This is a genomic window from Blautia sp. OM07-19 (genome assembly GCF_003481595.1).
In the GTDB taxonomy this organism is placed as follows: domain Bacteria; phylum Bacillota; class Clostridia; order Lachnospirales; family Lachnospiraceae; genus Blautia_A; species Blautia_A intestinihominis.
The window spans coordinates 45,763-70,567 of record NZ_QULA01000021.1 but is presented as its reverse complement, the minus strand read 5'-3'; the positions used below and the strand labels follow the sequence as shown (position 1 = coordinate 70,567).

The window sequence follows — 24,805 nt, the reverse complement described above, 5'->3', positions numbered from 1 at the left end:
GTGGAAGTGCGGTAACGCATGGAGCTGACTGCTACTAATAGGGTGAGGGCTTGACCAACTAGTGAGAAAGCGGTCAAGACAGAATGGAAACAGAACGGAGTGAGTTTACTCACGGAGGGCTGTTTACAGACTGGATTGAACATTTGCGAGCAAATGACACCGAATGACGAAGTCATGAGGTGACCGATTTCGAACGGAAGCTTGGTTATTGATTCAGAAATGTCAACATGTATGTGGTTTTGAAGATACGATAGAAAAAAGCCAATGCTAGAGCAGATGAGAAATCTGTTGTATCATTGGTTTTTTTATTTCTTAAATATAGAATGGCGGACTGTATCTTTGAACTGTTTCAGTGTATACTGAGATAAAAACTAATAATAAATTTATACGTAAAGGATGAACATATGGAATTTTATAAGGTAAAAATAACCAGAAAAGGAACAAAACCACCTATTTGGAGACGCTGCCTTGTTCCTGCAGATATCACATTTGCACAGATGGCAGTTGTACTTGAAGAGATTCTGGAATATGAAACTTCATCTTTATATGAATTTGAATTTTTCCAGAAAAAAGTACGCATCCGGGAATGGACAGAAGACGGGGAAAGCGCAACCTGGCAGTATGATTTTCAAAATGCAGCAGATACTTTCGTAAATGATCTGATGAATACAGAAAAATGGTTTACTTTCAGAATCCATGCAGAAGAAAAACTGCCAGAATATCGTGTAGATATTGAAAACAGAGTTAAGAAAGCGGTATTAGATGAGGGAGACAAAGAAGTATGCTTTCCTGTAATCATGAAAGAAGTAAGCAGAGAAGATGAAGAAATATGGACAGATGCATTAGAAAGAAATGCTTATCTTGAAGAGACTTTCAAACTGCAGGACGGAGAATCTGATTATCGCAGCTTCGAAGAAATTAAGGCAGATACAGAAAGCAATAAAATCCTCATAACCAGCACAAAGCCAGTAAGTCGGGAACTTCATAATAAACAATCCACTGATTCAATCATGAGAGAATTTACGGATAACTATCTGAATCCATTTATTGAACAAAAAATGGCAGAGCTTGAGCTGGAAGAAGAAGGAACCAGAAATCCAGATGTCAAAGAATACCTTCTTTCCTACAAAAAAGAAGATCTCGAAGAAAAAGCCAAAGAATTCAACATCACCTGCAGTGGCAGCACCAAAGAAGAACTTGCAGAGGAGATTGCGAAATATGTTCTGAGTCCGGAAGGAATGCGAGAGATTTTTCTTCAGGCAGATGAATGGGAAGCAGATGCATTTGAGGCAGTCCTGGACAAGAAATGTTTTCTTGCAGAAGAAACAGACTGGATCAAACTTGGCTGGCTCAGCGATGCAGGATATGTGGTTTCCTACAGCGACCATCATGCCGAAGTTCCGAAAGCAGTTATTTCCTTATATAAAGAGATCAACACTCCGGAATTCCGCAAATTATGCAGACAGGTAAGCTGGATGCGTTCCTGCCAGACTATGCTCGGATTTATTTATGCGATCGCGCCATTAAAGATCGTATACCGCATGTATCGCAGAAGACCAGATTACAAGGTAAGCTATGACGAATTCCTTGAAATCTTGAAACAGGTTCCGGAAAACGACAATATGTGCATCGTCCGCGATGACAAAATGATCCTCAAAACAGTACTTCGCGAAAACCTTTATGAACGGATCGAAGAGTATCAGGGAGATAGAGAATTCTATATGCCGTCACCGGAAGAAGTGCTGGACTATGCAAAACACGGCTACCCATCCCAGGATCCGGCATATAAAAAACTTGAAAACTTCCTGAGAGAAGAACTTCATCAGAATACAGCTCAGATCACAGAGCTGATGTACATTGTGTTCAAAGAGTTTTCTATGGATGGAATGCTTTCTGATATCACAGAAGAGTTTAAGAACAGAAATGTTGTGTTTGAATCAGATAAACAGATGGAAACTTTTGCTTCTATCATGACAAATGTAAATAATAACACAAGAATGCTGGATTTCCGTGGATATACACCGAATGAGATCGCACGTATGTCCGCATCGGAAAGAACGATTCCGTCAATCGTTCCGATGGGAAGCATAGCAAATAAGACTTTTGTTCCGTCAAATATGGCAACAAAGAAAATCTATCCAAACGATCCATGCCCATGCGGAAGCGGTAAGAAATACAAGAAATGCTGTGGCAGAAAGTAAGAAAGGACAGGCTTTAAAATATGAAGTTATTGATCGTGCGTCACGGTGATCCGGATTACACCATAGATTCCCTGACAGAAAAAGGCTGGAAAGAAGTTGAATTTCTTTCTGAGAAACTTTCAAAACTTGATATCAAAGATTTTTATGTGTCACCGCTCGGCAGAGCCAAAGACACCGCATCTCTTACTCTCAAAAAAATGAACCGAACAGCGACAGAATGTGACTGGCTCAGAGAGTTTGATGTTCTGATCGACCGTCCGGATGTAACGGACCGCAAGATCATTCTCTGGGATTGGCTTCCACAGGACTGGAGCATGGACGAGCGTTTTTATCAGTATGATCACTGGTTTGAAAATGAACGCCTCCAGGCAGCAGATACAAAAAAACATTACGACTATGTCACAGGAGAATTTGATAAGCTTCTCGCAGAACATGGTTATGTCAGAGAAGGACACTACTACAGAGTCGAAAAAGCAAACAACGATACCATCGTTTTTTTCTGCCATTTCGGCCTGGAATGTGTGCTTCTGAGCCATCTGATGAGCGTATCCCCAATGGTCCTCTGGCACGGAGCCGCCGCTGCGCCAAGTTCCGTAACGACCGTAACAACAGAAGAAAGACGCAAAGGAATCGCAAGTTTCAGAATGAATTCCTTCGGCGACATTTCCCACCTTTACGCAAACAACGAACCGCCTGCCTTTGCAGCGAGATTCTGCGAATGCTACGATAATAAAGACGAAAGACATGATTAAATTGAGAGAGGACGAGATTCAAAAGAATCTTGTCCTTTCTTGCGTATAGGACAGGTGTATGGTATATTAAAACTATAAATTAACAGATCAGACATATTATTTTCAATATATAAAGAAGGCAACAGCGATGTTGGCTGAAAATATATAAAAAATGAAGGAGGAAAAAAATGGAAAGGGGAACCAAAATTTTTAAAAGAATGTTGGGTGTTGTCCTGGCGATTGTGATGTGTATGACATTGACAACAGTACAGACACCAACGGAGGTGCAGGCAGCGTCAGGATTGAGTTCTTATAAGAGGGTAAGTTTTTATAAGTCTCAGAAAATTGGAAATACGGTGTATTCCATGAAATATAATGACAGATATAACAGATACACGATTTATATGAGAAGAAATGGAAAAACACAGGCACTTGTCAGAGACTGCTCGGGTGGAAGCTTTGTTACAAATGGAAAGGTTATTTACTATACAAGTGGAAACTTTTATTCTTATGGTTCATTTGGAGGAAATTACAAAAATATTCGAATCAAACAGTATTCGATCAGTTCCAGAAAGTCCAGAACACTGCTTTATAAATCAGGACCTGCGAGATCTCTGGCACCGGTTGCCTGTGATGGAACTTATCTTTATTTTGGTCTTTGCACACAGTATGGTGGTGCATATTATAATTTAAGCATTATGAATGTGAGGACCAGAAGAGTTGCTTATACCAATTATGGCGTGAGTGATATTCGCCGTCTGAGTAATGGAAAACTCCTTGTTTCAGCGACAGAATTTCCACATGGAGGAAGTCTTGCAATCATGAACCGCAATGGCAGCGGCAGAAAACTGATTACCAGAGAAAATGTCACGCAGGTAAGCGTAAAGGGCAAATACATTTACTACACAGAATCGAAATATTCCTGGGAAAGCAGGAAATGCAGATGCGATTTAAATGGAAATAACAAAAAAGCATTGACGAAATGGAGTGGCGGACTCGCCAGGTAACTTTGAGAATGTTTGGGATAATCCCGGAAAGGAAGATATCTATGAAAAAGAAGACCAGAAAAATCCTGTTACCGGTCATATTGTTTTTGATATTAATGGCGATGATGCCTGTTCAGGCTCAGGCTGCAAATCGGACAGCAACTACAGTCAGAATGAAAACTTATTACAAAAGCGGTAAGAAGTTTATGACTGTACGGGGGCTGGACAGCAGGAGCAGATTAGTCTGGAAATATACGACAAAGAGTTATCCTGCTACAGAACTTAAGCAGATAACCTGCCTTGTTCGCGCAGACAAAGTTTATGTTTTTGAGAGTTCCAAAGTAATTGCATTTCGGAAAAAAGACGGCAGACGTTTATGGAGCACATCCAAAATCAGCCCGGCAGGGCATATTTTCGGTTTTGACAGGTACGATAATCTTTATGTAACCGGCTACTATGACAAGTATGTTTACAAAATATCGACTAAAGGAAAGATTATTTGGAAAACAAACACATTCAGAACTGGAAATTACTGGCCATACAAAGTAACTGCTTCCGGAAACTATGTTACTATTTTGTACGATATGAACTCAAGGAATTATTCATCCCGGAAGGTTCATAAAATTATTTTTAATATGAGGAACGGCAGAATCGTAAGATATTCGTAGTCCGGACATGTAAATGCCAACCTGCCAGTGGTGTGAAAAACACCGCTGGCAGTTTTTTTTTGACTCCAAAACAGAAAACAAAAATCAAATTGCGAAAGAGTAAAATAGATAATATAATGTTGAGTAAGATATTAATTCACACAGACAAGGAGTAAACATTTGATTTCAAAGACAATGCAAACAATCTTACATGCACTATCTTATGGAAATATAGAGGTGGAGGCGTCACGGCGGCTGGCAGATATTAAGAAGCTGGATGCGATGCGTATATTTGTGAAGAAACTGGATACAAAAGTGTATAATGGAGCTTATGAAGTACCTGTGCGGCTGTATTTTCCGAGTGAGGAAGCTATGAGCGGAGAGCCTGTGGATGGAGAAAAATATCCGGTTCTGCTCTTTTTTCATGGCGGCGGCTGGGTGACGGAAAGTGTGGAGAATTATGACCGCGTATGCAGCAGGATGGCGCAGTCTACAGGGCATATCGTGATGTCTGTGGAGTATCGTCTTGCACCGGAATATCATTTCCCGGTTCCGCTGGAGGACTGTTATGCGGCGGCGAAAGCACTTTATACAGGCAGACTGATCCTTCCGGCTGATCCGGACAGAATCACGATCATTGGAGACAGCGCAGGAGGAAATCTTGCGGCGGCGGTCTGCCTTCTTGCAAGAGAACGAGGAGAGTTCATGCCACGGAAACAGATCCTGATCTATCCAGCATTGAACAACTGTTATACAGAAGAATCCCCCTATAGATCCGTGCAGGAAAATGGCGAAGGCTATCTCCTCACAGCAGTCAAAATGGAAGATTATCTCAAATTATATGAGAGCAGTCCAGATGACAGACAGAACCCATATTTTGCACCGATCCTCGAAAAAGACCTCTCCCATATGCCGGATACGTTGATCCTTACCGCAGAGTTTGATCCCCTGCGGGACGAAGGAGAAGCATACGGTAAACGCCTGGAAGAAGCGGGAAACTATGTGGAAGTGCACAGGATCCCGGAAGCACTTCACGGCTATTTTGCACTGGGGATCCGGTTCCTTCATGTGCAGGAAAGCTTTGAGATCATGAATAAGTTTTTGGAGAAAGAAGCGGATAAAACGTGGAAACAGGATATTCAAAATGGAGAAAATTAGATAACGCGGCACTGGCTTTTCCGCTGGTGACGGGGAAGAATGACAGCAGGGTTTTCCGGTTTTACTGCCAGCTGAAAGAAGAGGTAGATCCGGATATTCTGCAGAAAGCACTGGATCAGACAATGGAGAAATATCCACTGTTCCAGGCGGTGCTCCGCAAGGGTTTGTTCTGGTTTTATCTGGAGCGAAGAGACATCCGGGCAGTCGTAAAACCGGAGAAAAAACCACCGTGCAGCCAGCTCTATATACCGGATCAGAAGTCGCTTCTGTTTCGCGTGAGCTACCACAGAAACCGGATCAATTTCGAGGTTTATCATGCACTGACAGACGGAACAGGAGCGATGAATTTCGTTACAGAACTGGTTCAGGATTACTTGATCCTGGCACATCCTGAAGATAAACTTCCATGGATCGAACTGGCAGATGAGGCGACTCCCGGCGAGCAGGAAGAGGACAGTTTTTCACAGTATTATTCGTCAAAAATCCCAAAAAACAAAGAGAAAAAACCACCGGCAGTGCAGCTGAAAGGAGAGAAACTGATTCACTCCGATATGCAGATCACGGAAGTCATTTTTTCGGTGAAAGAGATTCTGGCAAAAGCCCGTTCTTATAGTGTGTCGATCACGATATTTCTGACTGCACTTCTGCTTCGCGCGATTCATGAGGATATCCCGAAGAACCAGCAGAAGCACCCGATCACACTGATGATCCCGGTCAATCTGCGTAATTATTTTCCATCACAGTCAATGGGAAATTTCTTTGGCTGGATCGAAGTAGGCTATAAATTTGAGGAAAGTACAACTTTCGAACAGCTTCTGCAATCCGTAAAAGACCAGTTTAAAGAAAAACTTCAGAAAGACAGGATCGCAATGGATATGAACGGTTATGTCCGTCTGGAAAAGAATCCGTTCATACGTGCAGTCCCACTGGAGATCAAACGATATTTCCTCATTGCAGGTGCAAATCTGGGAGGAAGAAGTATTACAGCAGTATATTCCAATATCGGAATTCTCAAATTCCCTCCGGAATATAAGACGTATATTGACAGGTTCGGTATCTTTGCAAGCACGAATTCCCTGCAGGTCTGCTCCTGTTCTTATGAAGATCAGTTTGTGGTAGATTTTACCTCTAAAATACCGGATGACAGGATCCAGAAAAACTTTGTCCGCATGCTGAAAGAAGAGGGGATTTCCTGCAAAGAAGAAAAAAATGAATTCCCGGGATGCGGTGAAAAACAAAAAAAAGAGGACAGAAAAGTGATGCAGACTTTCACATTTTTGTGCCTGGCAGTTGCTGTGATCTGCGGCATGTTCAACTATCTGATGCTCGGAACACTGAACTGGTTCTGGTTCGCGTCAGCAGGCTGTTTCTGTGCCTGGCTGGTGGTTCATGTGGCTTATCTGAAGCGAAGAAACATCCTCAAGAATGAAATGTGGCAGCTTCTGATCATAACGGTTTTATGTGTTTTGTGGGATCATTTTACGGGATGGCATGGCTGGTCGATCGACTTCGTATTTCCATTCGGAGCACTGGCAGTCCTGGGTTCGATCCCTGTGATCGCAAAGATCAACCATCTGGAAAGAGAAGAATACCTGTACTATCTGATACAATCCGCAGGTATAGGATGTATTCCTGCAATCCTGACCGCAGTCGGCCTCATTACTTACACCTGGCCGTCTGTATTAAGTGCAGGGATCAGCTTTCTGACGCTGGCAGGTTTGTTTATTTTTCAGAAAAAGGACATGTTGCGTGAATTCAGAAAGAAATTAAGAATATAAAAAATTAAAAAGGGAAAGAAAAATATGGGACAGGAAAAAGCGTTACCATGGAAAAACTGGGAAGTAGTTAAGCTTATCGGAAAAGGAACGTATGGAGATGTCTATGAAATCCGGAAAGAGAATACCCAATATGCTGCCAGAGCGGCATTGAAAGTAATTCACGTATCGCTTGATGAGCAGAAAAGGCGAGAACTGGAATCCGAAAGGATTTCACTGGTATCGTATTTACAGGAAACGCAGGCGAATATTACTTCAGAGATTAATATTATGGAATCTTTGAAAAGTGCATCACATATTGTGGCGATTGAGGATTCTGAAATTCAGGAAGAACCTGATGGGTGGACTCTTTTTATAAGGATGGAACTTCTTAAAAGTCTGGTGCAGCTTCGAAGCGAAAGAAACCTTACAATGAAAGAAATCCTGAAACTGGGACTTGATCTGTGCGATGGGCTGCAGGCATGCAGGAAAAAAGGTGTTATACACAGAGATATCAAACCAGCCAATATTTTTATTTCAGAGTTTGGGGAGTATAAATTAGGCGATTTTGGAATTTCCAAACAGTTGGAACATACGATGTCAGGGTCTACGCGGGCAGGAACTGAAAGCTATATGGCTCCGGAAGTTTTTTACGGAAAAGTGTATGATGCTACGGTAGATCTTTACTCTCTGGGGATTGTTTTATACCAGCTTGCAAATAAGGGAAAGCTGCCGTTTGTGCCACAGGATCGGGAAGTTGTGTCATACAGTGATGTAACAAAGGCAAAGCAGAGACGTCTAAAAGGAGAGATACTACCAGACCCGGCAATGGGAGGCCATGTACTTGGCGATATTCTGCGGAAGGCATGTGCAGTTAATCCGAGAGATCGATACCAGAGTCCGCAGGAAATGTATGAAGAACTAGAAAAGCTTTTACAAAGCTATGACCAGAACCAGAAAGACCAGGAAACAGCAAAAGTTTCAGAAAAAGAAAGAGCAGAAGAAGACATTCATTTTTTCTCCGGATTGGAAGATGATTTGGAGAAAACAGAAGCAGAGAAAACAGAATCAGTGAAACCGGAACGGGTGATAGTACAGCCGGTGGAACCGGAGAATAAAACGCCGAAAACTCCAAAGAAATCCTCCAAAATGCCAGCGATAATCGGCATTCTGTGTATTGCGGGAATTGCAATGGCTGCATTTGGCTATATGAGAATGGGAAATTCACAGAAAATCGAATCGAAAGAGAATCAGGAAGTATCGGCAACTGCCATTCCGACAATAAGTGCAGCACCAACGGAAGCTCCGATAGAAACTCCAACAGAAGCCCCTGTTCCGACAGTTGAAATCTCCCCAACAGAAGCTGCATTGGAGGAAAATACAGAAGAAACGGATTGGTTCAACGATTTTGACAACAGAGATTCGGAAGAGACAGACTGGTTTGATGACTGGAACTATGACGAGAATGGAAATAAGGTAAATTAAAAATATCCACTTTACAACAAGGAGAAAAACAATGTTAGAATGTGATTATGAAGTAAAACAGATCGATGGAGACTATGCACATCTGCAGAGGATTGACAGACCAGAGGAGGAACTTAAGCTGGTGGCGAGGGCGCTTCTGCCGATGGAGATTTATGAGGGATGTATCCTTCATTATGAGATGATGCAGTACTCTATGAAATAGATCCGGGAGATACGAGTAAGATGGAACAGTATTACTACAACCACATGGATAAACAGAAGCAGGCGGCGTATCATGCCATGCTGCAGGGAATCCGCGGACTGGCGGATGAATTTCAGATTCCGGCACTGGATGCAGATGCTCTATATGATGTGTTTTTTCAGCTGAGGCTGGATCATCCGGAGATTTTCTGGGCAACCGGATACAAGTACCGCTATTACAAAGACTCACCGAATATCATCTTTATCCCGGAATATCTCTTCGAAAAAAGTAAGATCAAAGAACACCAGAAGGCAATGACCGCACGGGTAGACAAGCTCGTGCGGCCTGCCAAAAACCTGTCCGAATGGGAAAAGGAAAAATATGTCCACGATTTTATCTGCGAAAACATCCGCTACGATAAACTCAAGAAACCATATTCTCACGAGATCATAGGACCACTCGGACAGGGAGTGGGTGTCTGTGAGGGAATCGCCAAGGCGGTCAAAGTTCTTCTCGATGAGCTTGGTGTCTGGTGCGTCATCGCAATCTGCGGAAACAATCCGGATAAGGGGATCAAATACCGCCACACCTGGAATATCGTCAAAGTCGGCGGCGTATATTATCATCTGGATGCGACTTTTGACAACACCCTTGGAAAGAGCGACCAGGTGCAGGATATCCGCTACGATTACTTTAATCTTGACGATAAGAGTATTTTCCGGGATCATGAGCCTCTGATCGCACCGGCACCACACTGCACAGATCACGAACATTTTTACTACAAAGAAAAGAAACTTTCCTTTACGAAGCAGGAAGATGTCTACAAGCGCTCCCTGCAGGCTGCAAAGAAAGGCAAAACACTCACCTTCCACTGGCGTGGCGGCTATCTTACCAGAGAAGTACTGAAGGAACTTCTCGACCTGATCCGCAAAGCGGGAGAAGAAAGAAAAAAGACACCAGTTGTAAATGTCAACTGGCCGCAGGCAGTCCTGAGTCTTCACTATATAGAAGAACAGGCACAGGAATGCATCACAATGGAAGATGCAAATGAGGGAGAAAAAGAATAATTTTTTAATAAGGGGAAATTACTATGCTGGAAACATTTCAGGTTTTACATATTGAAGAACCGGATTTCGGCTGTGAAGGGTGGCCGGATGGATTTGAGATCAAAGACAAAGTACTTCTCAAAAGCAATCTCACAGGAGAAGAAAAGATCATCCACGAAAAAGATGCCAGACTGTATGAGCTGGACATCAACGAGGGCGACGAAGTGTTTCTGATCGAAGGCGAACTGAGAAAACTGCGGTAGGAGCTTAGGTCTTGTTCATGGGATAAATAGGAAAAGGATGAGGAGATTGCTGAAGCGATTCAAAACAGAGATCAATCCTACAGAAGAGCAGAAGATTAAAATACATAAGACAATCGGCACATGCAGATACATTTATAAACAATGGAGTGAGGATTATGAGCATTGAATTAAAAATCCTGGATTTTATCCAGACACTGCATACACCGGTGCTGGATAAGATCATGGTCGGGATCACCAGACTTGGAGATGCCGGAATTATCTGGATCATTTTGACGGCGATCTTTCTGGTGATACCGAAAACAAGGCGGGCCGGCGGCGTAATGCTGGCGGCACTGGTTGTACAGACGATACTGTGCAATGTGATTCTCAAAAATCTGTTTGCGAGGACAAGACCGTATGATGTAAATACGACGGTTCAGCTTCTGGTTCCGAAGCTGCATGATTTTTCTTTCCCGTCGGGTCACACATCAGCATCGTTTACAACAGTGAGCGCATTGTTTTTTGCAAAAAATAAAGCCTGGAAACCGGCGCTGGTACTTGCCTGCCTGATCGCAGTCTCAAGACTTTATTTATATGTACATTATCCTACAGATGTACTGGGAGGAATCCTTCTCGGAATTTTGTCAGGATATATAGGATACAAAATTATGGAAAAACTGAGAAACAGATAAAATAAATATAGAGGAAAAACCATGCAGAAAATCAGAGAAGCGATCAGTTTTTATGGACGAGTCCAGGGTGTTGGATTCCGGTATAAATTAGGATACCTGGCACAGATGTACAGTGTGACCGGATGGGCGAGAAACGAATATGACGGTTCTGTTTCGACAGAATTGCAGGGGCTTGAGGAAGATATTGACAAGATCATTCAGGCACTTTACAATGACCGTTATATAGAGATTGATGATATCCGAAGACGGAGGATTTCTCTGGATGAGAATGAGCGGCGATTCGGAATCCGCTACTGAAGGGAGACGTACAAATGGAAGAATTATATCAGGCAATTGAGGAAAAGATCAAGTCATCAGGTTATCCGAGGGAAATTTCCGGGGAAGCAGTCTACGAGGACATCTGTGACCAGATTGACGGCAAAGAAAACGGCACTTATGTATTACTGTCCAAGTTTGAGGATGATGTGATCTTTGAGTATCATATCACAGTTATGGATCATGAATTTAATCTTGGAATCCTTACAATGAGACTTCCAGAGGGAGTTTACGCAGTAAACTTTGATGAGGATTAATAAGGATTGATTAGCAGAGAGCGGGCAGAGACCTGCTCTTTTTGCAGATAAAATGAATAAAGAGGGGGGATTGTTTATGTGGATCTTATTCGCAGTAGGATCTTCTTTTTTTGCGGGAATCACAGCGATTCTCGCAAAGTGTGGAATTCAGAAAACAGATTCAGATGTGGCGACAGCAGTGAGAACGATCGTAGTTCTTCTGTTCTCATGGCTGATGGTGCTGGTCACGGGGACTTTTTCTGGAATCCACAATATCAGCGGAGAGACGCTGCTGTTTCTCGTTTTGTCCGGACTGGCGACGGGAGCATCGTGGCTGTGCTATTTTCATGCGCTCCAGAAAGGCGATGTCAACAAGGTTGTGCCAATCGATAAATCTAGTACGATACTGACGATCTTCCTGGCGTTGATCTTTCTCCATGAGGGACTGACATGGGCGAAGCTTGGCTGTGTCTGTCTGATCGCGATCGGTACTTATATGATGATCTCCAGAAAGAAAATTATAGAAGATACAAAGAAAAAAGACAGCAGTTGGTTTATTTATGCAGTGCTTTCAGCAGTCTTTGCGAGCCTGACAGCGATTCTTGGAAAGGTTGGAATTTCAGGGATTGACTCAAACCTGGGAACCGCGATCCGTACAACAGTTGTGCTTCTGATGGCATGGCTGATGGTTTTTGTCCAGGGTAAGCAGAAGGAAGTAAAAGAGATTGAGAAAAAAGAGCTTCTTTTTATCGGACTTTCAGGTATCGCGACAGGAGCTTCCTGGCTCTGTTATTATCGTGCTCTGCAGGAAGGACCTGCAAGTGTTGTCGTGCCGATCGATAAACTCAGTATTCTCGTGACGATTGCTTTTTCCTGGATCGTTTTCCACGAAAAACTGACGCGCAAATCTGCGGTGGGAGTTGTACTGATCACTGTCGGAACGGTACTTATGACGATGGCGTAAAATCATCAGAGTCATTGTGAATGGGATGGATGGCAGGGCGATAGAAATTTCCTATAACATTATAACAAAATAGAGATACCCATTTACAGGATAAAGATGGTAAGATAAAGAAAAACGAAAGAGCAGGAGTTGAAATACAATGGGACATTTTTATTTTGTGAGACATGGACAGACAGTCTGGAATGTAGAGAATAAGATCTGCGGAGCGACAGATATCGCGCTGACAGAGAAGGGACATCAGCAGGCGATCGAGACAGGGCATGAGATTCTGCGACAGGGGATCCAGGCAGATGAGATCCTTTATTCTCCGTTGATGCGTGCAGCAGATACAGCAAAACATATTTCTGAGATTACCGGAATCCCGGCGCGTGTAGAGCCGAGACTGATCGAGCAGAATTTCGGAAAATACGAATCCACTGCCCGCAACGGAGAGGAATTCCAGAAAGCAAAGCAGCAGTTCATTACCAGATACGACGGTGGAGAATCCATGCTGCATCTGGCACAGAGGATCTACAATCTCCTCGACGAGATCAAAGAAGAATCCGATCACAAAACCTATATCCTCGTGGCACACAACGGGATTTCCAGGGTGATCCAGTCCTATTTCTACGAGATGACAAACGAAGAATACGCGACATTCGGAGTGAAAAACTGCGAAGTCAGAAGATTTGATTTTGAGTGATAAATGAAACAAAAAAACAGGCAGGAAATTCGCATAACAGCGCAAAATTCCTGCCTGTTTTTATGTTGTAGTGCGGAATGCAGTATGCTATAATACACACTAGTATACTAGGTTAAAAGGAGCGTTTAGCAATGAATATCCATGATAAATATAAAGTATTACAGCAGAATCTGAAAGCAATGGGAAGTGTTGCAGTTGCTTTTTCAAGCGGTGTGGATTCTACTTTCCTGCTGAAAGCAGCGCTGGAAGCTCTTGGAGGAGAGAATGTGATCGCAGTTACCGCAAGTTCCTGTTCTTTCCCGGAGAGAGAACTGAAGGAAGCGAAAGAGTTCTGTGAGAAAAACGGCGTGCGTCATATCGTCTGTAAATCTGAGGAGCTGGATATCGACGGTTTCCGCCAGAATCCGAAGAACCGCTGCTATCTCTGCAAGCATGAACTCTTTGAGAAAATCTGGGAGATTGCCCGTGAAAATGGCATGAATGCAGTTGCTGAGGGTTCCAATATGGACGACAATGGCGACTACCGTCCAGGTCTGATCGCGGTCAAGGAACTTGGCGTCAGCAGCCCGCTTCGTCAGGCAGAACTTTATAAAGAAGAAATCCGCGAACTTTCCAAAGAAATGGGACTTCCGACCTGGGACAAACAGTCCTTTGCCTGTCTTTCCTCACGTTTTGTCTACGGTGAGACCATCAGTGAGAAAAAACTCGGCATGGTAGACAAGGCAGAGCAGCTTCTTCTGGACATGGGATTCCATCAGGTGCGCGTCCGCATCCACGGAAACATCGCCAGAATCGAAGTCCTTCCAGACGAGATCACCAAAATTGTCGAGGAAGGCAACAGAACAAAAATTGCAAACCAGCTCAAAGAGTATGGTTTTGACTATGTAACTCTCGATCTTCTGGGCTACCGTACCGGAAGTATGAATGAAACACTGGATGAAAAAGAAAAGGAGATATAAATGTTAAATCAGTTTTCCAGAACAGAACTGTTATTTGGTAAAGAAGCCATGGAGAAACTGGCGGACTCCAGAGTTGCCGTTTTTGGAATCGGTGGAGTCGGCGGTTATACCGTAGAGGCACTTGTGCGAAGTGGAGTTGGTAAACTTGATCTGATCGATGATGACAAAGTCTGCCTCACCAACTTGAACCGTCAGATCATCGCCACCAGAAGCACTGTCGGCAAATACAAAGTCGATGTTATGAAAGACCGCATCCTCGACATCAACCCAAAGGCAGAAGTTAATGTCCATAAATGCTTCTACCTTCCAGAAACCAAGGATGAGTTTGACTTTTCCCAATATGATTATGTTGTAGATGCAGTAGATACCGTAACTGCAAAGATCCAGCTCGTCATGGAAGCCAAAGAAGCCGGCGTTCCGATCATCAGCAGTATGGGAGCCGGAAACAAACTCGACCCGACTGCTTTTCAGGTAGCAGACATCTACAAAACATCCGTCTGCCCTCTGGCAAAAGTTATGCGTCGTGAACTCAAAAAACGTGGAATTAAGAAGCTCAAAGTGGTATACTCTCAGGAGAAGCCAATCCGCCCGATTGAGGACATGTCTATCAGCTGCCGTACACACTGCATCTGCCCTCCGGGCGCAGCACATAAATGTACAGAGCGTCGTGATATTCCAGGTTCCACAGCCTTTGTTCCGTCCGTAGTCGGACTGATCATCGCAGGAGAAGTGATCAAAGACCTGGCAGGGAAAAACTAAAAAAGGATTTGATGATAAGATAAAATCATCATATGGAACGTATTTCAGACAGAGGAGGGGCAGTACATGAAAAGAAAAGCAGCAGCACTTGCATTGACAGTTGCGATGACAATGGCAGTCAGCGGAAGCGTTTATGCAGAACCGAAGTCAACAGAAGTAGAGCCAGGTATCACTGGAAATCCTGAGGAGTCAGAAGCGAGATCTTCTGTGGCGGATGGCTGTGAGACAGGGAAGCATTCATGGACGGAATGGACAGTAACGATCCCGGCAGACTGTGTAACTGAGGGTCAGCAGACACGGAGCTGTGAGGAGTGTGGAATATCAGAAACAGCGTCCATACCAAAAACAAAGGAACATGATCTGAAAGAAATCTCACGTCAGGAAGCCACCGACGATAAGGATGGTTTTATCCTCTATGCGTGCAAGAGGAATGGTTGCGATTATCAGATGAAGGAAGTTATTCCGGCGAAAGCAGCATCTGATCCGGAAGATACAGACGAAAATAAAGATGGCGAAGAGAAAGATCCGGAGAAGGAAAACACTGTGGATTCTGATACAAAGAATGAAAGTAAATCTGAAGAAAATTCCAAAGATGAAACGAAAAATGATGGTATCGGTGGCAGCGATACAAAGGAACTTCCAGACGAAGATATCGACGAAGAATATGCAAGTTTTGCATACGCGACATCTTCAGAAGTAGTAGCAGAATATGACCCGGAAACGGCAGTCAGCACACGCAAAATCACGAATCCGACAGACCCTTCTGACACGGAAGAAGTGGAAGGAAGAGCAGTTTCAGAAGGCATTGTGGATGTCAAAAAAGACTCCGATGGAAACATCACAGACCTTGCAATTTCTACTTCTGTTGAGGAGATAAAACATGGATTTTCGTTCAGCAGTGAGAGTAAAACTCTGCATTCCATTGCGATCATCAACAGCAAAGTTCCGGGCGTAAACTGGATCACTTTGACTGCGAAGGAACCGGCATCCGAACTTGGAATCCGTCTGAAACAGACAGATGACGGAATGATAATGACGCTCACAGAAAATCAGAAACTGGTCAATATCATCAGGATCACAGAAGCCAAAAAGAAGATCACAATGACCACTTCCACTGGTGGAAGCTGCGAGATCAGTCAGGAGATCCAGAAGTTTACAGTCAGAGATAAGAACAAAAACTTCACGGATATAGATATGAATGAAGTTGTTTTTCATAGAATAGACGGGAAGAATCCGTACATAGAACTGGCTGCACTGAAAGAATTAAAGAAAGAAAAAACATCCCAGGATACGGCAAAGAAAGATGAGAAATACTACTGGATCCAGCAGTATGACGATGAATCCCAGACACCTGTCGTGATCACTGTATATGAGAAATAATATTGTTAAATTAATCACAGAATAAGTAAAAAAACAGGTCATTATCCTCATTTTCGAGGATAATGACCTTGGCTTTTTTTGTATACAATTCTTAGTATTCGCCAACAACGGTTGCTTTGAGCAGGTTGGTATTACCGGAACGTCCAAGCGGAACACCGACAGTAAGAACAACAACATCGCCTTCTTTGACGTAGCCGTTTTCTTCGGCTGCCTCTGTAGCGTGAAGGAGAAGGATCTCCATGCTGTATTCTTCTTTGGTCAGGAGTGGAGTAACACCCCAAACCAGATTCAGCTGACGCCAGATGCGTTCATCCGGAGTGCATGCAATGATTGGGCATCCTGGACGATATTTGGAAACCATACGTGCAGTATTGCCGGAACGGGTAACTGCAATGATGGCCTTGGCATTCAGGTCGATCGCTGTCATGCAGGTAGCATGAGAGATTGCTGTGGTTACGTTTGTAGCGTGCTCCTTGGTGCGGAAACTGAACTGCTGATTAAAGTCAATGTCAGCTTCTGTACGAACTGCGATTTTGACCATAGTCTTGAGTGCTTCTACAGGATATTTACCTGCAGCAGTTTCACCGGAAAGCATGATCGCACTTGTTCCCTGATAGATCGCGTTGGCAACGTCTGTGGTCTCTGCACGTGTCGGACGCGGGTTTTTGATCATGGAATCCAGCATCTGAGTAGCTGTGATAACCTGTTTTCCAGCAGTGTATACTTTGGCAATGATATCCTTCTGGATAACCGGAACATCCTCAAGCGGGATCTCAACACCCATGTCACCACGGGCGATCATGATACCGTCAGCTACCTCAATGATGCTGTCGATGTTGTCAACACCCTGCTGGTTCTCGATCTTGGCGATGATCTTGATGTCCTGTCCACCGTTTTTCTCAAGGATATCACGGATTTCTTTGACATCGGCTGCTGTTCTGGTGAAAGAAGCGGCAATGAAATCATAGCCTTCTTTGATACCAAACAGGATATCGTCGTGATCCTTAGGGCTGATGAATGGCATGTTTACTTCTACACCAGGAAGGTTGACACCTTTCTTATTGCCGAGAACACCACCGTTTACTACTTTACAGACAATGTCCTGACCTTTGATCTTCTTAACTTCAAGTCCGATCAGACCGTCATCGATCAGAATGCTGTTGCCAGGTTTGACATCCTTATATAATTCTTTATAGGTAACGGAAACGATCTTCTCATTTCCCATGATCTCTTCTGTGGTTAAGGTGAATTCCTGACCTTCCTTCAGAGTAACCTTTTCATTTTCAAATTCGCGGATACGAATTTCAGGACCTTTTGTATCGAGAAGCGCAGCTACCGGTTTACCAAGACGTGTACGAATTTCTTTTAATTTATCAATACGGCCTTTCTGTTCATCGTGTAAACCATGAGAGAAGTTGAAACGTGCTACGTTCAGACCTTCTTTAACAAGTTCTTCCAGAACACCGTCTTTATCAGTAGACGGACCAAGGGTACAGATAATTTTTGTTTTGCGCATAAATTTCCTCCTACTTTTCTTTACCTAAAAAACACACCTTTATTCTAACACATAATTTTTAATGTACAAGTAAAGATTTAGCAAAATAAAACGTTAATTTTATAACATTTTTGCCTCTGAATTATAGAAAAAATGCATTAAAAATCGTCGTACCAGGGATTAAAACCTGGTATGACGATTGATGTATTTGGCTTTGTATTTAGAATATACAATTGTCTGATCTTTATACAGTCCATAGTATCCGGAAACGGCATAACTGATGGAGACAGCGATCAGATAATAGGAAACTCCACGGAATCCAAACAGCTCGAATGCGATCAGGATCGAGGTGATCGGGCAGTTGGTAACACCACAGAAAAGAGCCGTCATGCCTGCGGCTGCACACAAGGATGGAGAAAGCCCGAGAAGTTGTCCCATAAGGCATCCGAAGGTGGCTCCGATGCAGAAAGAAGGGACGATCTCGCCGCCGCGAAAACCGGCACGCATAGTCAGGGCAGTAAGGATTATCTTCCACAAAAAGTCCAGTGGACGAGTCTGATCTTCCTCTACCGCGAGTTCAATAAGGTTGTTTCCGGCACCCATGTAATCAGTCGTATGAAGCAGAAGAGTGATCACAATAATGACTGCACTTGCCGCCACGATGCGGACATATGGATTAGGAAGATACCTGGTATAAAGCCTGCTGACACCCTGAAGAACCATGCAGAAAATGATGCTGACTGCGGCACATGCGACTGCGATGATGACCATTTTGCCGCCTGTTATGACGGACAATTCAGGGATATTTACAACATGAAATGACTCAGGATTGATGCCAAAACCGGCAGCGAATTCCGATGCGATCAGGGATGAGATCACGCAGGGAACAAGTGCCGCATAGTACATAACTCCGACACTGATAACCTCCATTGCGAATACAGCAGCCGCCATCGGCGTGCCAAAAACAGCAGCAAAAGCAGCACTCATGCCGCACATGACCATGACATGACGGTCTTCTTCATCGAGCCGGAACCAGCTTCCAAGCTGATTTCCAATGCTTCCGCCAAGCTGGATCGCAGCACCTTCACGACCAGCAGAACCACCCACAAGGTGGGTAAGGATCGTAGAAACAAAGATCAGTGGAGCAGAGCGAAAAGGCACATCATCCTGAGAGCGGATCGTAGAGAGTACCTGATTCGTACCGCCATCCTCGCGTCCAAATTTCTGATAAAGAAATACGATCACCAAACCGGATACCGGCAGCAGGAAAAAGATCCATGTGTTTTCTGCCCGGTAATTTGTGACAAATTTGAGTGCCCTCGCAAAAAGGCTGCTGATAAAGCCGACGGTCAGGCCGGTCAGTACTGCGAGGACCAGCCATTTGATAAGATTCGTCATATCATAGCGGATGTGTCCGAGATAATAATCCAGATCTTTAGTCTCTTCTGGATTATTTTTGTCCTGTGTGTTGTTCATAAGTTCCCCCCGTAAAGTAAAAAATAATTTATGACATGCAACAAACGGTTCCGAAATAGTATGCGGAACCGTCTGATGTTTGAAATATGATGATTATAAATTTGTAAGATTTTATTCCTGTGTAATTCCGGTTACTTCGTATCCGGCATCTTTGATCGTCTGGCGGATCTTGTCCTCATCAACCTTCTCCGGTGCTGTAAAAACGGTTGTGTTGCTTTCGTGAGAAGATACGACCTCCTCTACACCGAATGCTTTCTTAATTGCTTCATTTACGTGTGCTTCGCAGTGTCCGCACATCATTCCCTCAACATTAACTGTAACTTTTACCATAGTTTTTTGCTCCTTTTCTTTTATATTATAATCATTTTTTATCTCAATGGAAGTAGCTTGTTTGATTTTTTTGTCCTTTTTTGTGTCGTGGATCTTAAACAGGTTCAAACGCAGGGCGTTGGTGACAACGCAGAAGCTGGAAATGCTCATTGCGGCGGCACCGAACATCGGATTCAGTGTCCATCCGAAGATCGGGATCCATACACCAGCAGCCAGCGGAATGCCGATCACATTGTAGAAAAATGCCCAGAAAAGATTTTCGTGGATATTTTTCAATGTGGCACGGCTGAGACGGACAGCGGCAGGAACATCGCTTAAACGGCTCTTCATCAGAACGACATCAGCTGCGTCGATCGCAATGTCTGTTCCGGCACCGATCGCGATTCCGATATCTGCGCGTGTGAGGGCAGGAGCATCGTTGATACCGTCGCCGACCATGGCAACTTTGCCCTGTTCTTTGAGGGAACGGATCACGCTTTCCTTGCCGTCAGGGAGAACGCCTGCGATGACATCGTCCACGCCTGCCTGGGCACCGATCGCTCTTGCGGTACGCTCATTGTCACCGGTCAGCATGACAACACGGATTCCCATATTCTGGAGTTCTTTGACTGCCTGCGGGCTGTCTTCTTTGATGACGTCAGCGACAGCGATGATGCCGGCCAGCTTGCCATTGCGGGCAAAAAGGAGGGGAGTTTTTCCTTCTTCTGCAAGCTTTTCTGCCTTCTGGGAGAGTGCGGCAGGAACGCTTACCTGGCTGCTGATAAATTTCATGCTTCCACCGATCAGAGTTTCATTATCAAGCACAGCAGAAAGTCCATTTCCCGGAAGAGCGTGGAAATCGGTGACTTCCGGTGCTGTGAGATGAAGGCTTTCGGCGTGGCCAAGGATCGCTTTGGCAAGAGGATGCTCGCTCTTTTTTTCCAGGGCAAATGCCATGGTGAGGAGTTCCTGTTCAGAAATCCCATCTGCCGGGAGCAGATCTGTCACTTCCGGCTGACCACTGGTGATCGTACCGGTTTTGTCCAGGGCAACGATCTGGACTTTGCCTGCTTCTTCAAGAGAAACAGCGGTTTTGAACAGGATACCGTTCTTGGCACCCATTCCGTTGCCGACCATGATCGCTACCGGAGTGGCAAGTCCGAGCGCGCATGGACAACTGATAACGAGAACGGAAATTCCGCGGGCAAGTGCATAGCCGAATTCATGTCCGGTCAGAAGCCAGACAAGCGTGGTGAGAATCGCGATTGTGATGACTGTCGGCACAAAAACACCGGAAACACGGTCTGCGATCTTGGCGATCGGAGCTTTGGTAGCAGCTGCGTCACTTACCATTTTGATGATCTGGGAGAGGGTAGTGTCCTCGCCGACGCGGGTTGCTTCACATTTGATAAATCCGGACTGGTTGACAGTAGCAGCAGAAACAAGATCTCCGGCGGCTTTGTCAACCGGGATGCTTTCGCCTGTAAGGGCAGATTCGTTGACAGCACTGGTTCCCTCGACGATCACACCATCAACCGGGATGTTTTCTCCTGGGCGGACCACAAAGATGTCTCCTTTGTGGACCTGTTCGATCGGGACAGTAGTTTCCTGACCGTCGCGGAGAACGACAGCGGTCTTTGGCGCGAGTTTCATGAGGCTCTTGAGAGCGTCAGTGGTTTTTCCTTTGGAACGGGCTTCAAGCATTTTGCCAACGGTGATCAGGGTCAGGATCATTGCCGCGGATTCGAAGTAAAAATCCATCATGTAGTTCATGACAGCGGCAGAATCGCCGTCGACCTGAGCTCTTGTCATGGCGAAGAGTGCGTAGACACTCCATACAAAAGATGCCATGGAACCGAGGGCAACGAGTGTGTCCATGTTCGGGGCACGATGCCACAGGCTCTTGAATCCGCTGATGAAAAATTTCTGGTTGATGACCATGATGATTCCGGCAAGCAGAAGCTGCACAAGACCCATTGCGATATGGTTGTCATTAAACCATGCAGGCAGCGGCCAGCCCCACATCATATGTCCCATGGAGAAGTACATCAGCACGAGCAAAAATCCGACGGAAGCGATCAGACGACGCTTGAGGATCGGTGTCTCGTGATCCTCGAGGGCTTCTTCGGCTTCAGATATGGAAACCTGTTCCTTATTGGCTCCCTTGAGGGATGCGCCGTAACCTGCCTGTTCTACGGCATTGATAATATCATGGGGGGAAGCCGTTCCTTCCACACCCATGGAGTTTGTCAGAAGGCTGACAGAGCAGGATGTGACTCCCGGCACTTTGGATACAGCCTTCTCCACACGGGTGCTGCAGGCAGCGCAGCTCATACCGGTGACGTTGTATTGTTCCATTGTGTGCCTCCTCTTATGAAATGCTCAGGCATGTAAAGCCTGCTTTTTTTACTGCTTCGCGAAGGTCGCCGTCAGAAATGGAACGGTCATAGGAAACAGTTGCGATTTCTTTTTTTAGATCAACTTCTGCAACGACTCCGTCGATCTCGTTGAGAGCATTGGTTACAGAATCCACGCAGTGCTGGCAATGCATGCCTTCGATGCGGATCGTCCTGGTTCCAAGAACAGGGCCGTCCAGGAATTTTCTCTTCGGTTTCTTGGAACTTCCATCGCCGCCTCCGCAGCAGAGAGAGTCTCCCTTAAAATGTCCGGCAGCCTTGCGCGCTGCAAAGACCATAGCGACAATGACAATAAGTAAAATAATGATATCAGCTGGTTTCATGATTTTTCTTCCTCCTTAAATACTTTGTCTTTGTGTTTGTTGAGTTTCTTTTCTGTGATTTTCACAGTTACAGTTATTTCATCAGTTTCTGCAGAGTTGCAACCAGCTCGTCGATCGTTTCATCCTTACCGGCACGGATATCACGTGCCACACAGGTACGGATATGATTCGCAAGAAGCTCTTTATTAAAAGAGTTGACAGCGGCATTGACAGCAGCGGACTGGATCAGGATGTCATTACAATAAGCATCATTCTCCAACATCCCTATGATTCCCCGAATCTGCCCCTCAATACGCTTCAGCCGATTCACCAGCTTCTTCCTCTCCGCCTCCGACCTATCCGTATGCTTCGTACAACAACAGGAACAGACAGGAGTCTTCGTCACATCATTATTATTCTCCATAGACCAACTTCCTTTCTAAAATATACTCAAAATACATATCCAAAATACCCTCACGGGGTATGTTTACTATGCCTGTAATATATACCCCATGAGGGTATTTGTCAAGAGAAAATAAAAAAAGATGACCTAAATGCAAGAAAGCTACAGACAGATCATCCAAAATAAAAAGAAAAATAGACCAGGATATAACAAAACTACAATTAAGTCATTGGAAATGCAAAGAAAAGTAGACCAGAACAAGAGAAAGCCGCAATCAAGTCATCGGAAATTCAAGGAAAAGTAGACCAAAACAAGAGAAAGCCGCAAGCGAGTTATCAGAACCACAAAGAAAAGTAGACCAGAACATGGGAAAGTCGCAATTAAGTCATCAGAACCACAAAAAAGACTAAACCGCGCTACAGGCAAATCAATTCCCACCAATAGTATGGGCCCACACAGCATCACCTTCCCCATAAAACAACCAGGGTCTCCACCAAAGCTCAAAAAAAGCCCAGGGGTGCCTGAGGGGACGGGCCACGTCCCCTCGGTCCTAACCTCGCCCAGGCGAGCACAAGGTTACGGGGCCCTGGGGATCAAACCCCGATAACCTTCTGGCTGATGAAGAAAGCCACCCCAGCGGTCAGCGCCTCCGCAATCCAAAACGCATGCCATACCCCCACAGCCCCCAAGATGCGGCTAAGGATAAAAGCCGCAGGAAGAATTATGATCAAATACCGACACAGCGAAACAACAAGAGAAGCAGTCCCCCTTCCAAGTCCTTCCAGCGCACCACATGCCGTAACAGACACAGAAGAAACCAGAAATCCCGCACATATAATACGAAGAGCCGTTTTTCCGGCAGCAATTGTCTCCGGATTCGTAGTAAACATTCCCATAAGCTGCCCCGGAACAGTCAGACAGATGATGGTTCCAACAAGCATGATCACACCACTCATACAAAGCGTAACATAGTAGATTTTTTTCACTCTTTTGTGCTCTCCGGCACCATAATTATATCCTATCACAGGACGCATTCCCTGCACGATCCCGCTCGCCGGAAGATAGAGAAACGTCTGCAGTTTATAGTAGATTCCAAGAATTACCACATAACTCTGAGAGTAGGCTGCAAGGAGTCCGTTCAATGCAGAAACAAGCACAGATGGAAGCGCAAGATTCAGTGCTCCCGGAATGCCAACAGAGTATAATCTTGCGATCAGAGCTTTGTCCGGATGTAAATATTTCCGGCTTAATCTGACCTGGAGAGGCTGTATTTTATAGACGATCAAATAGAAAACAAGATTGAATACCTGCCCCAGACCAGTTGCGATCGCAGCACCTTCAATCCCCATTGCAGGGAATGGTCCGATACCAAAGATCAGCAGCGGATCAAGTATAATATTGGAAACACAGCCGACCATAAGCCCGATCATAGTAACCTTCATTTTGCCCACACCCTGGAAGATTTTTTCGTAGGAAAGGTTAGTAGTGTTTATAGTTGCAAACAGAAAAACGATCGTGGAATACCGGATTCCAAGGTCGATAACATCTGCGTCAGAAGTAAAAAGCACCAGAAATCCCGGCATCACAAGGATGCATCCGATCGTCAGAAGAACACCGTGCAGGGCAGATAATGCAAGCCCATGAGTCGCTGCTTTGCTGGCAGTTTCTTTGTTTCCGGCACCAAGACAGATCGCAATCTGAGCACTGATCCCGATCCCAAATCCGATCGCGATCGCATTCGCAAAGTTTTGGATCGGATAGACAAGCGACAGCGCAGTCATCGCATTTTCACTGATCTGTGCCACGAAAAAGCTGTCCACAATGTTGTACAGAGAATTCACAAGCATAGAGATCACCATAGGCAGAGCCATCGACAAAATCAGCGGGAAAACCGGTTTTTCTTTCATAAATGTGTCATTCATAATAAGCCTCCTTTATAAAATTTAAAACATAAAAAACGCCGCACAATCACCCCGAAGGATAAT

General features: G+C 44.6%; 25 protein-coding genes. 19 read left to right on the top strand and 6 right to left on the bottom strand.

From position 1 onward, the window contains the following. Positions 1-404 precede the first annotated feature (404 nt). The 19 genes from DXC01_RS13860 to DXC01_RS13770 all read left to right on the top strand — a co-directional run bounded on the left by DXC01_RS13860 (position 405) and on the right by DXC01_RS13770 (position 16,418). Positions 405-2,201: an IS1096 element passenger TnpR family protein gene (locus DXC01_RS13860; protein WP_118699129.1), complete on the top strand. Its 1,797-nt coding sequence runs from the start codon at positions 405-407 to the stop codon at positions 2,199-2,201. A gap of 20 nt (positions 2,202-2,221) precedes the next feature. Beyond that, a complete protein-coding gene (locus DXC01_RS13855) occupies positions 2,222-2,953 on the top strand; it encodes a histidine phosphatase family protein (RefSeq protein ID WP_022213282.1) in 732 nt (243 codons plus the stop codon). 167 nt (positions 2,954-3,120) lie between these two features. After that, a complete protein-coding gene (locus DXC01_RS13850; protein WP_022213281.1) occupies positions 3,121-3,939 on the top strand; it encodes a DUF5050 domain-containing protein in 819 nt (272 codons plus the stop codon). Between the two features lie 41 nt (positions 3,940-3,980). Further along, entirely contained in the window at positions 3,981-4,586 is a 606-nt protein-coding gene (locus DXC01_RS13845) for an outer membrane protein assembly factor BamB family protein (protein WP_118252359.1), read from the top strand. Positions 4,587-4,760: 174 nt separating this feature from the next. After that, positions 4,761-5,723 (top strand): alpha/beta hydrolase, encoded by a 963-nt coding sequence (locus DXC01_RS13840; protein ID WP_118252369.1) that lies wholly within the window; start codon positions 4,761-4,763, stop codon positions 5,721-5,723. After that, positions 5,690-7,501, top strand: a complete 1,812-nt coding sequence (locus tag DXC01_RS13835; RefSeq protein WP_118699128.1) for a DUF6320 domain-containing protein — start codon at positions 5,690-5,692, stop codon at positions 7,499-7,501. The genes DXC01_RS13840 and DXC01_RS13835 overlap by 34 nt, the downstream gene beginning before the upstream one ends. A 24-nt stretch (positions 7,502-7,525) precedes the next feature. Then, positions 7,526-8,962 (top strand): serine/threonine protein kinase, encoded by a 1,437-nt coding sequence (locus DXC01_RS13830; RefSeq protein ID WP_118699127.1) that lies wholly within the window; start codon positions 7,526-7,528, stop codon positions 8,960-8,962. A 31-nt stretch (positions 8,963-8,993) separates the two neighbouring features. Next, positions 8,994-9,164, top strand: coding sequence for a hypothetical protein (locus DXC01_RS13825; protein WP_015540605.1), 171 nt, complete (start codon positions 8,994-8,996; stop codon positions 9,162-9,164). A 20-nt stretch (positions 9,165-9,184) separates the two neighbouring features. Beyond that, complete coding sequence (locus DXC01_RS13820; protein ID WP_118699126.1) at positions 9,185-10,210, top strand: transglutaminase domain-containing protein; 1,026 nt, start codon at positions 9,185-9,187, stop codon at positions 10,208-10,210. Between the two features lie 23 nt (positions 10,211-10,233). After that, positions 10,234-10,452 (top strand): hypothetical protein, encoded by a 219-nt coding sequence (locus tag DXC01_RS13815; protein ID WP_022215524.1) that lies wholly within the window; start codon positions 10,234-10,236, stop codon positions 10,450-10,452. A 37-nt stretch (positions 10,453-10,489) separates the two neighbouring features. Beyond that, the gene (locus DXC01_RS21305) at positions 10,490-10,618 is read left to right on the top strand and encodes a helix-turn-helix domain-containing protein (RefSeq protein WP_334290852.1); all 129 of its coding nucleotides are present in this window, start codon (positions 10,490-10,492) and stop codon (positions 10,616-10,618) included. Then, a complete protein-coding gene (locus DXC01_RS13805; RefSeq protein ID WP_118699125.1) occupies positions 10,608-11,123 on the top strand; it encodes a phosphatase PAP2 family protein in 516 nt (171 codons plus the stop codon). Before DXC01_RS21305 ends, DXC01_RS13805 begins: the two co-directional genes overlap by 11 nt. Positions 11,124-11,144: 21 nt before the next feature. Then, on the top strand, positions 11,145-11,420 hold the full coding sequence (locus DXC01_RS13800; protein WP_022215522.1) for an acylphosphatase: 276 nt from the start codon (positions 11,145-11,147) through the stop codon (positions 11,418-11,420). Between the two features lie 14 nt (positions 11,421-11,434). Continuing rightward, positions 11,435-11,695, top strand: a complete 261-nt coding sequence (locus tag DXC01_RS13795) for a hypothetical protein (protein ID WP_022215521.1) — start codon at positions 11,435-11,437, stop codon at positions 11,693-11,695. A 76-nt stretch (positions 11,696-11,771) separates the two neighbouring features. Next, positions 11,772-12,638: an EamA family transporter gene (locus DXC01_RS13790; protein WP_118699124.1), complete on the top strand. Its 867-nt coding sequence runs from the start codon at positions 11,772-11,774 to the stop codon at positions 12,636-12,638. 139 nt (positions 12,639-12,777) lie between these two features. Further along, positions 12,778-13,320, top strand: coding sequence for a histidine phosphatase family protein (locus DXC01_RS13785; RefSeq protein ID WP_118252353.1), 543 nt, complete (start codon positions 12,778-12,780; stop codon positions 13,318-13,320). A 131-nt stretch (positions 13,321-13,451) separates the two neighbouring features. Then, entirely contained in the window at positions 13,452-14,279 is an 828-nt protein-coding gene (gene larE, locus DXC01_RS13780) for an ATP-dependent sacrificial sulfur transferase LarE (RefSeq protein ID WP_118252352.1), read from the top strand. Continuing rightward, positions 14,280-15,038, top strand: coding sequence for a tRNA threonylcarbamoyladenosine dehydratase (locus DXC01_RS13775; RefSeq protein ID WP_022215517.1), 759 nt, complete (start codon positions 14,280-14,282; stop codon positions 15,036-15,038). Positions 15,039-15,104: 66 nt separating this feature from the next. Then, on the top strand, positions 15,105-16,418 hold the full coding sequence (locus DXC01_RS13770) for a hypothetical protein (RefSeq protein ID WP_118699123.1): 1,314 nt from the start codon (positions 15,105-15,107) through the stop codon (positions 16,416-16,418). A gap of 91 nt (positions 16,419-16,509) precedes the next feature. Here the strand turns inward: DXC01_RS13770 and pyk are convergent, their stop codons facing one another. The 6 genes from pyk to DXC01_RS13740 all read right to left on the bottom strand — a co-directional run bounded on the left by pyk (position 16,510) and on the right by DXC01_RS13740 (position 24,742). Next, complete coding sequence (gene pyk / locus DXC01_RS13765; protein WP_118699122.1) at positions 16,510-17,934, bottom strand: pyruvate kinase; 1,425 nt, start codon at positions 17,932-17,934, stop codon at positions 16,510-16,512. Between the two features lie 159 nt (positions 17,935-18,093). After that, complete coding sequence (locus tag DXC01_RS13760) at positions 18,094-19,389, bottom strand: chloride channel protein (protein WP_118699121.1); 1,296 nt, start codon at positions 19,387-19,389, stop codon at positions 18,094-18,096. Positions 19,390-19,500: 111 nt separating this feature from the next. Then, entirely contained in the window at positions 19,501-22,056 is a 2,556-nt protein-coding gene (locus tag DXC01_RS13755) for a heavy metal translocating P-type ATPase (protein ID WP_118699120.1), read from the bottom strand. A gap of 13 nt (positions 22,057-22,069) precedes the next feature. Further along, positions 22,070-22,438, bottom strand: coding sequence for a heavy-metal-associated domain-containing protein (locus tag DXC01_RS13750; RefSeq protein WP_022215512.1), 369 nt, complete (start codon positions 22,436-22,438; stop codon positions 22,070-22,072). Positions 22,439-22,511: 73 nt separating this feature from the next. Then, positions 22,512-22,841: a metal-sensing transcriptional repressor gene (locus DXC01_RS13745; RefSeq protein WP_022215511.1), complete on the bottom strand. Its 330-nt coding sequence runs from the start codon at positions 22,839-22,841 to the stop codon at positions 22,512-22,514. Positions 22,842-23,413: 572 nt separating this feature from the next. Next, the gene (locus tag DXC01_RS13740; protein WP_118252346.1) at positions 23,414-24,742 is read right to left on the bottom strand and encodes an MATE family efflux transporter; all 1,329 of its coding nucleotides are present in this window, start codon (positions 24,740-24,742) and stop codon (positions 23,414-23,416) included. Positions 24,743-24,805: the final 63 nt, after the last annotated feature.

Coding starts and splice junctions, on each gene's coding strand:
- DXC01_RS13860 (WP_118699129.1), top strand. CDS start 405: ATGGAATTTTATAAGGTAAAAATAACCAGAAAAGGAACAAAACCACCT.
- DXC01_RS13855 (WP_022213282.1), top strand. CDS start 2,222: ATGAAGTTATTGATCGTGCGTCACGGTGATCCGGATTACACCATAGAT.
- DXC01_RS13850 (WP_022213281.1), top strand. CDS start 3,121: ATGGAAAGGGGAACCAAAATTTTTAAAAGAATGTTGGGTGTTGTCCTG.
- DXC01_RS13845 (WP_118252359.1), top strand. CDS start 3,981: ATGAAAAAGAAGACCAGAAAAATCCTGTTACCGGTCATATTGTTTTTG.
- DXC01_RS13840 (WP_118252369.1), top strand. CDS start 4,761: ATGCAAACAATCTTACATGCACTATCTTATGGAAATATAGAGGTGGAG.
- DXC01_RS13830 (WP_118699127.1), top strand. CDS start 7,526: ATGGGACAGGAAAAAGCGTTACCATGGAAAAACTGGGAAGTAGTTAAG.
- DXC01_RS13825 (WP_015540605.1), top strand. CDS start 8,994: ATGTTAGAATGTGATTATGAAGTAAAACAGATCGATGGAGACTATGCA.
- DXC01_RS13820 (WP_118699126.1), top strand. CDS start 9,185: ATGGAACAGTATTACTACAACCACATGGATAAACAGAAGCAGGCGGCG.
- DXC01_RS13815 (WP_022215524.1), top strand. CDS start 10,234: ATGCTGGAAACATTTCAGGTTTTACATATTGAAGAACCGGATTTCGGC.
- DXC01_RS21305 (WP_334290852.1), top strand. CDS start 10,490: ATGAGGAGATTGCTGAAGCGATTCAAAACAGAGATCAATCCTACAGAA.
- DXC01_RS13805 (WP_118699125.1), top strand. CDS start 10,608: ATGAGCATTGAATTAAAAATCCTGGATTTTATCCAGACACTGCATACA.
- DXC01_RS13800 (WP_022215522.1), top strand. CDS start 11,145: ATGCAGAAAATCAGAGAAGCGATCAGTTTTTATGGACGAGTCCAGGGT.
- DXC01_RS13795 (WP_022215521.1), top strand. CDS start 11,435: ATGGAAGAATTATATCAGGCAATTGAGGAAAAGATCAAGTCATCAGGT.
- DXC01_RS13790 (WP_118699124.1), top strand. CDS start 11,772: ATGTGGATCTTATTCGCAGTAGGATCTTCTTTTTTTGCGGGAATCACA.
- DXC01_RS13785 (WP_118252353.1), top strand. CDS start 12,778: ATGGGACATTTTTATTTTGTGAGACATGGACAGACAGTCTGGAATGTA.
- larE (WP_118252352.1), top strand. CDS start 13,452: ATGAATATCCATGATAAATATAAAGTATTACAGCAGAATCTGAAAGCA.
- DXC01_RS13775 (WP_022215517.1), top strand. CDS start 14,280: ATGTTAAATCAGTTTTCCAGAACAGAACTGTTATTTGGTAAAGAAGCC.
- DXC01_RS13770 (WP_118699123.1), top strand. CDS start 15,105: ATGAAAAGAAAAGCAGCAGCACTTGCATTGACAGTTGCGATGACAATG.
- pyk (WP_118699122.1), bottom strand. CDS start 17,934: ATGCGCAAAACAAAAATTATCTGTACCCTTGGTCCGTCTACTGATAAA.
- DXC01_RS13760 (WP_118699121.1), bottom strand. CDS start 19,389: ATGAACAACACACAGGACAAAAATAATCCAGAAGAGACTAAAGATCTG.
- DXC01_RS13755 (WP_118699120.1), bottom strand. CDS start 22,056: ATGGAACAATACAACGTCACCGGTATGAGCTGCGCTGCCTGCAGCACC.
- DXC01_RS13750 (WP_022215512.1), bottom strand. CDS start 22,438: ATGAAACCAGCTGATATCATTATTTTACTTATTGTCATTGTCGCTATG.
- DXC01_RS13745 (WP_022215511.1), bottom strand. CDS start 22,841: ATGGAGAATAATAATGATGTGACGAAGACTCCTGTCTGTTCCTGTTGT.
- DXC01_RS13740 (WP_118252346.1), bottom strand. CDS start 24,742: ATGAATGACACATTTATGAAAGAAAAACCGGTTTTCCCGCTGATTTTG.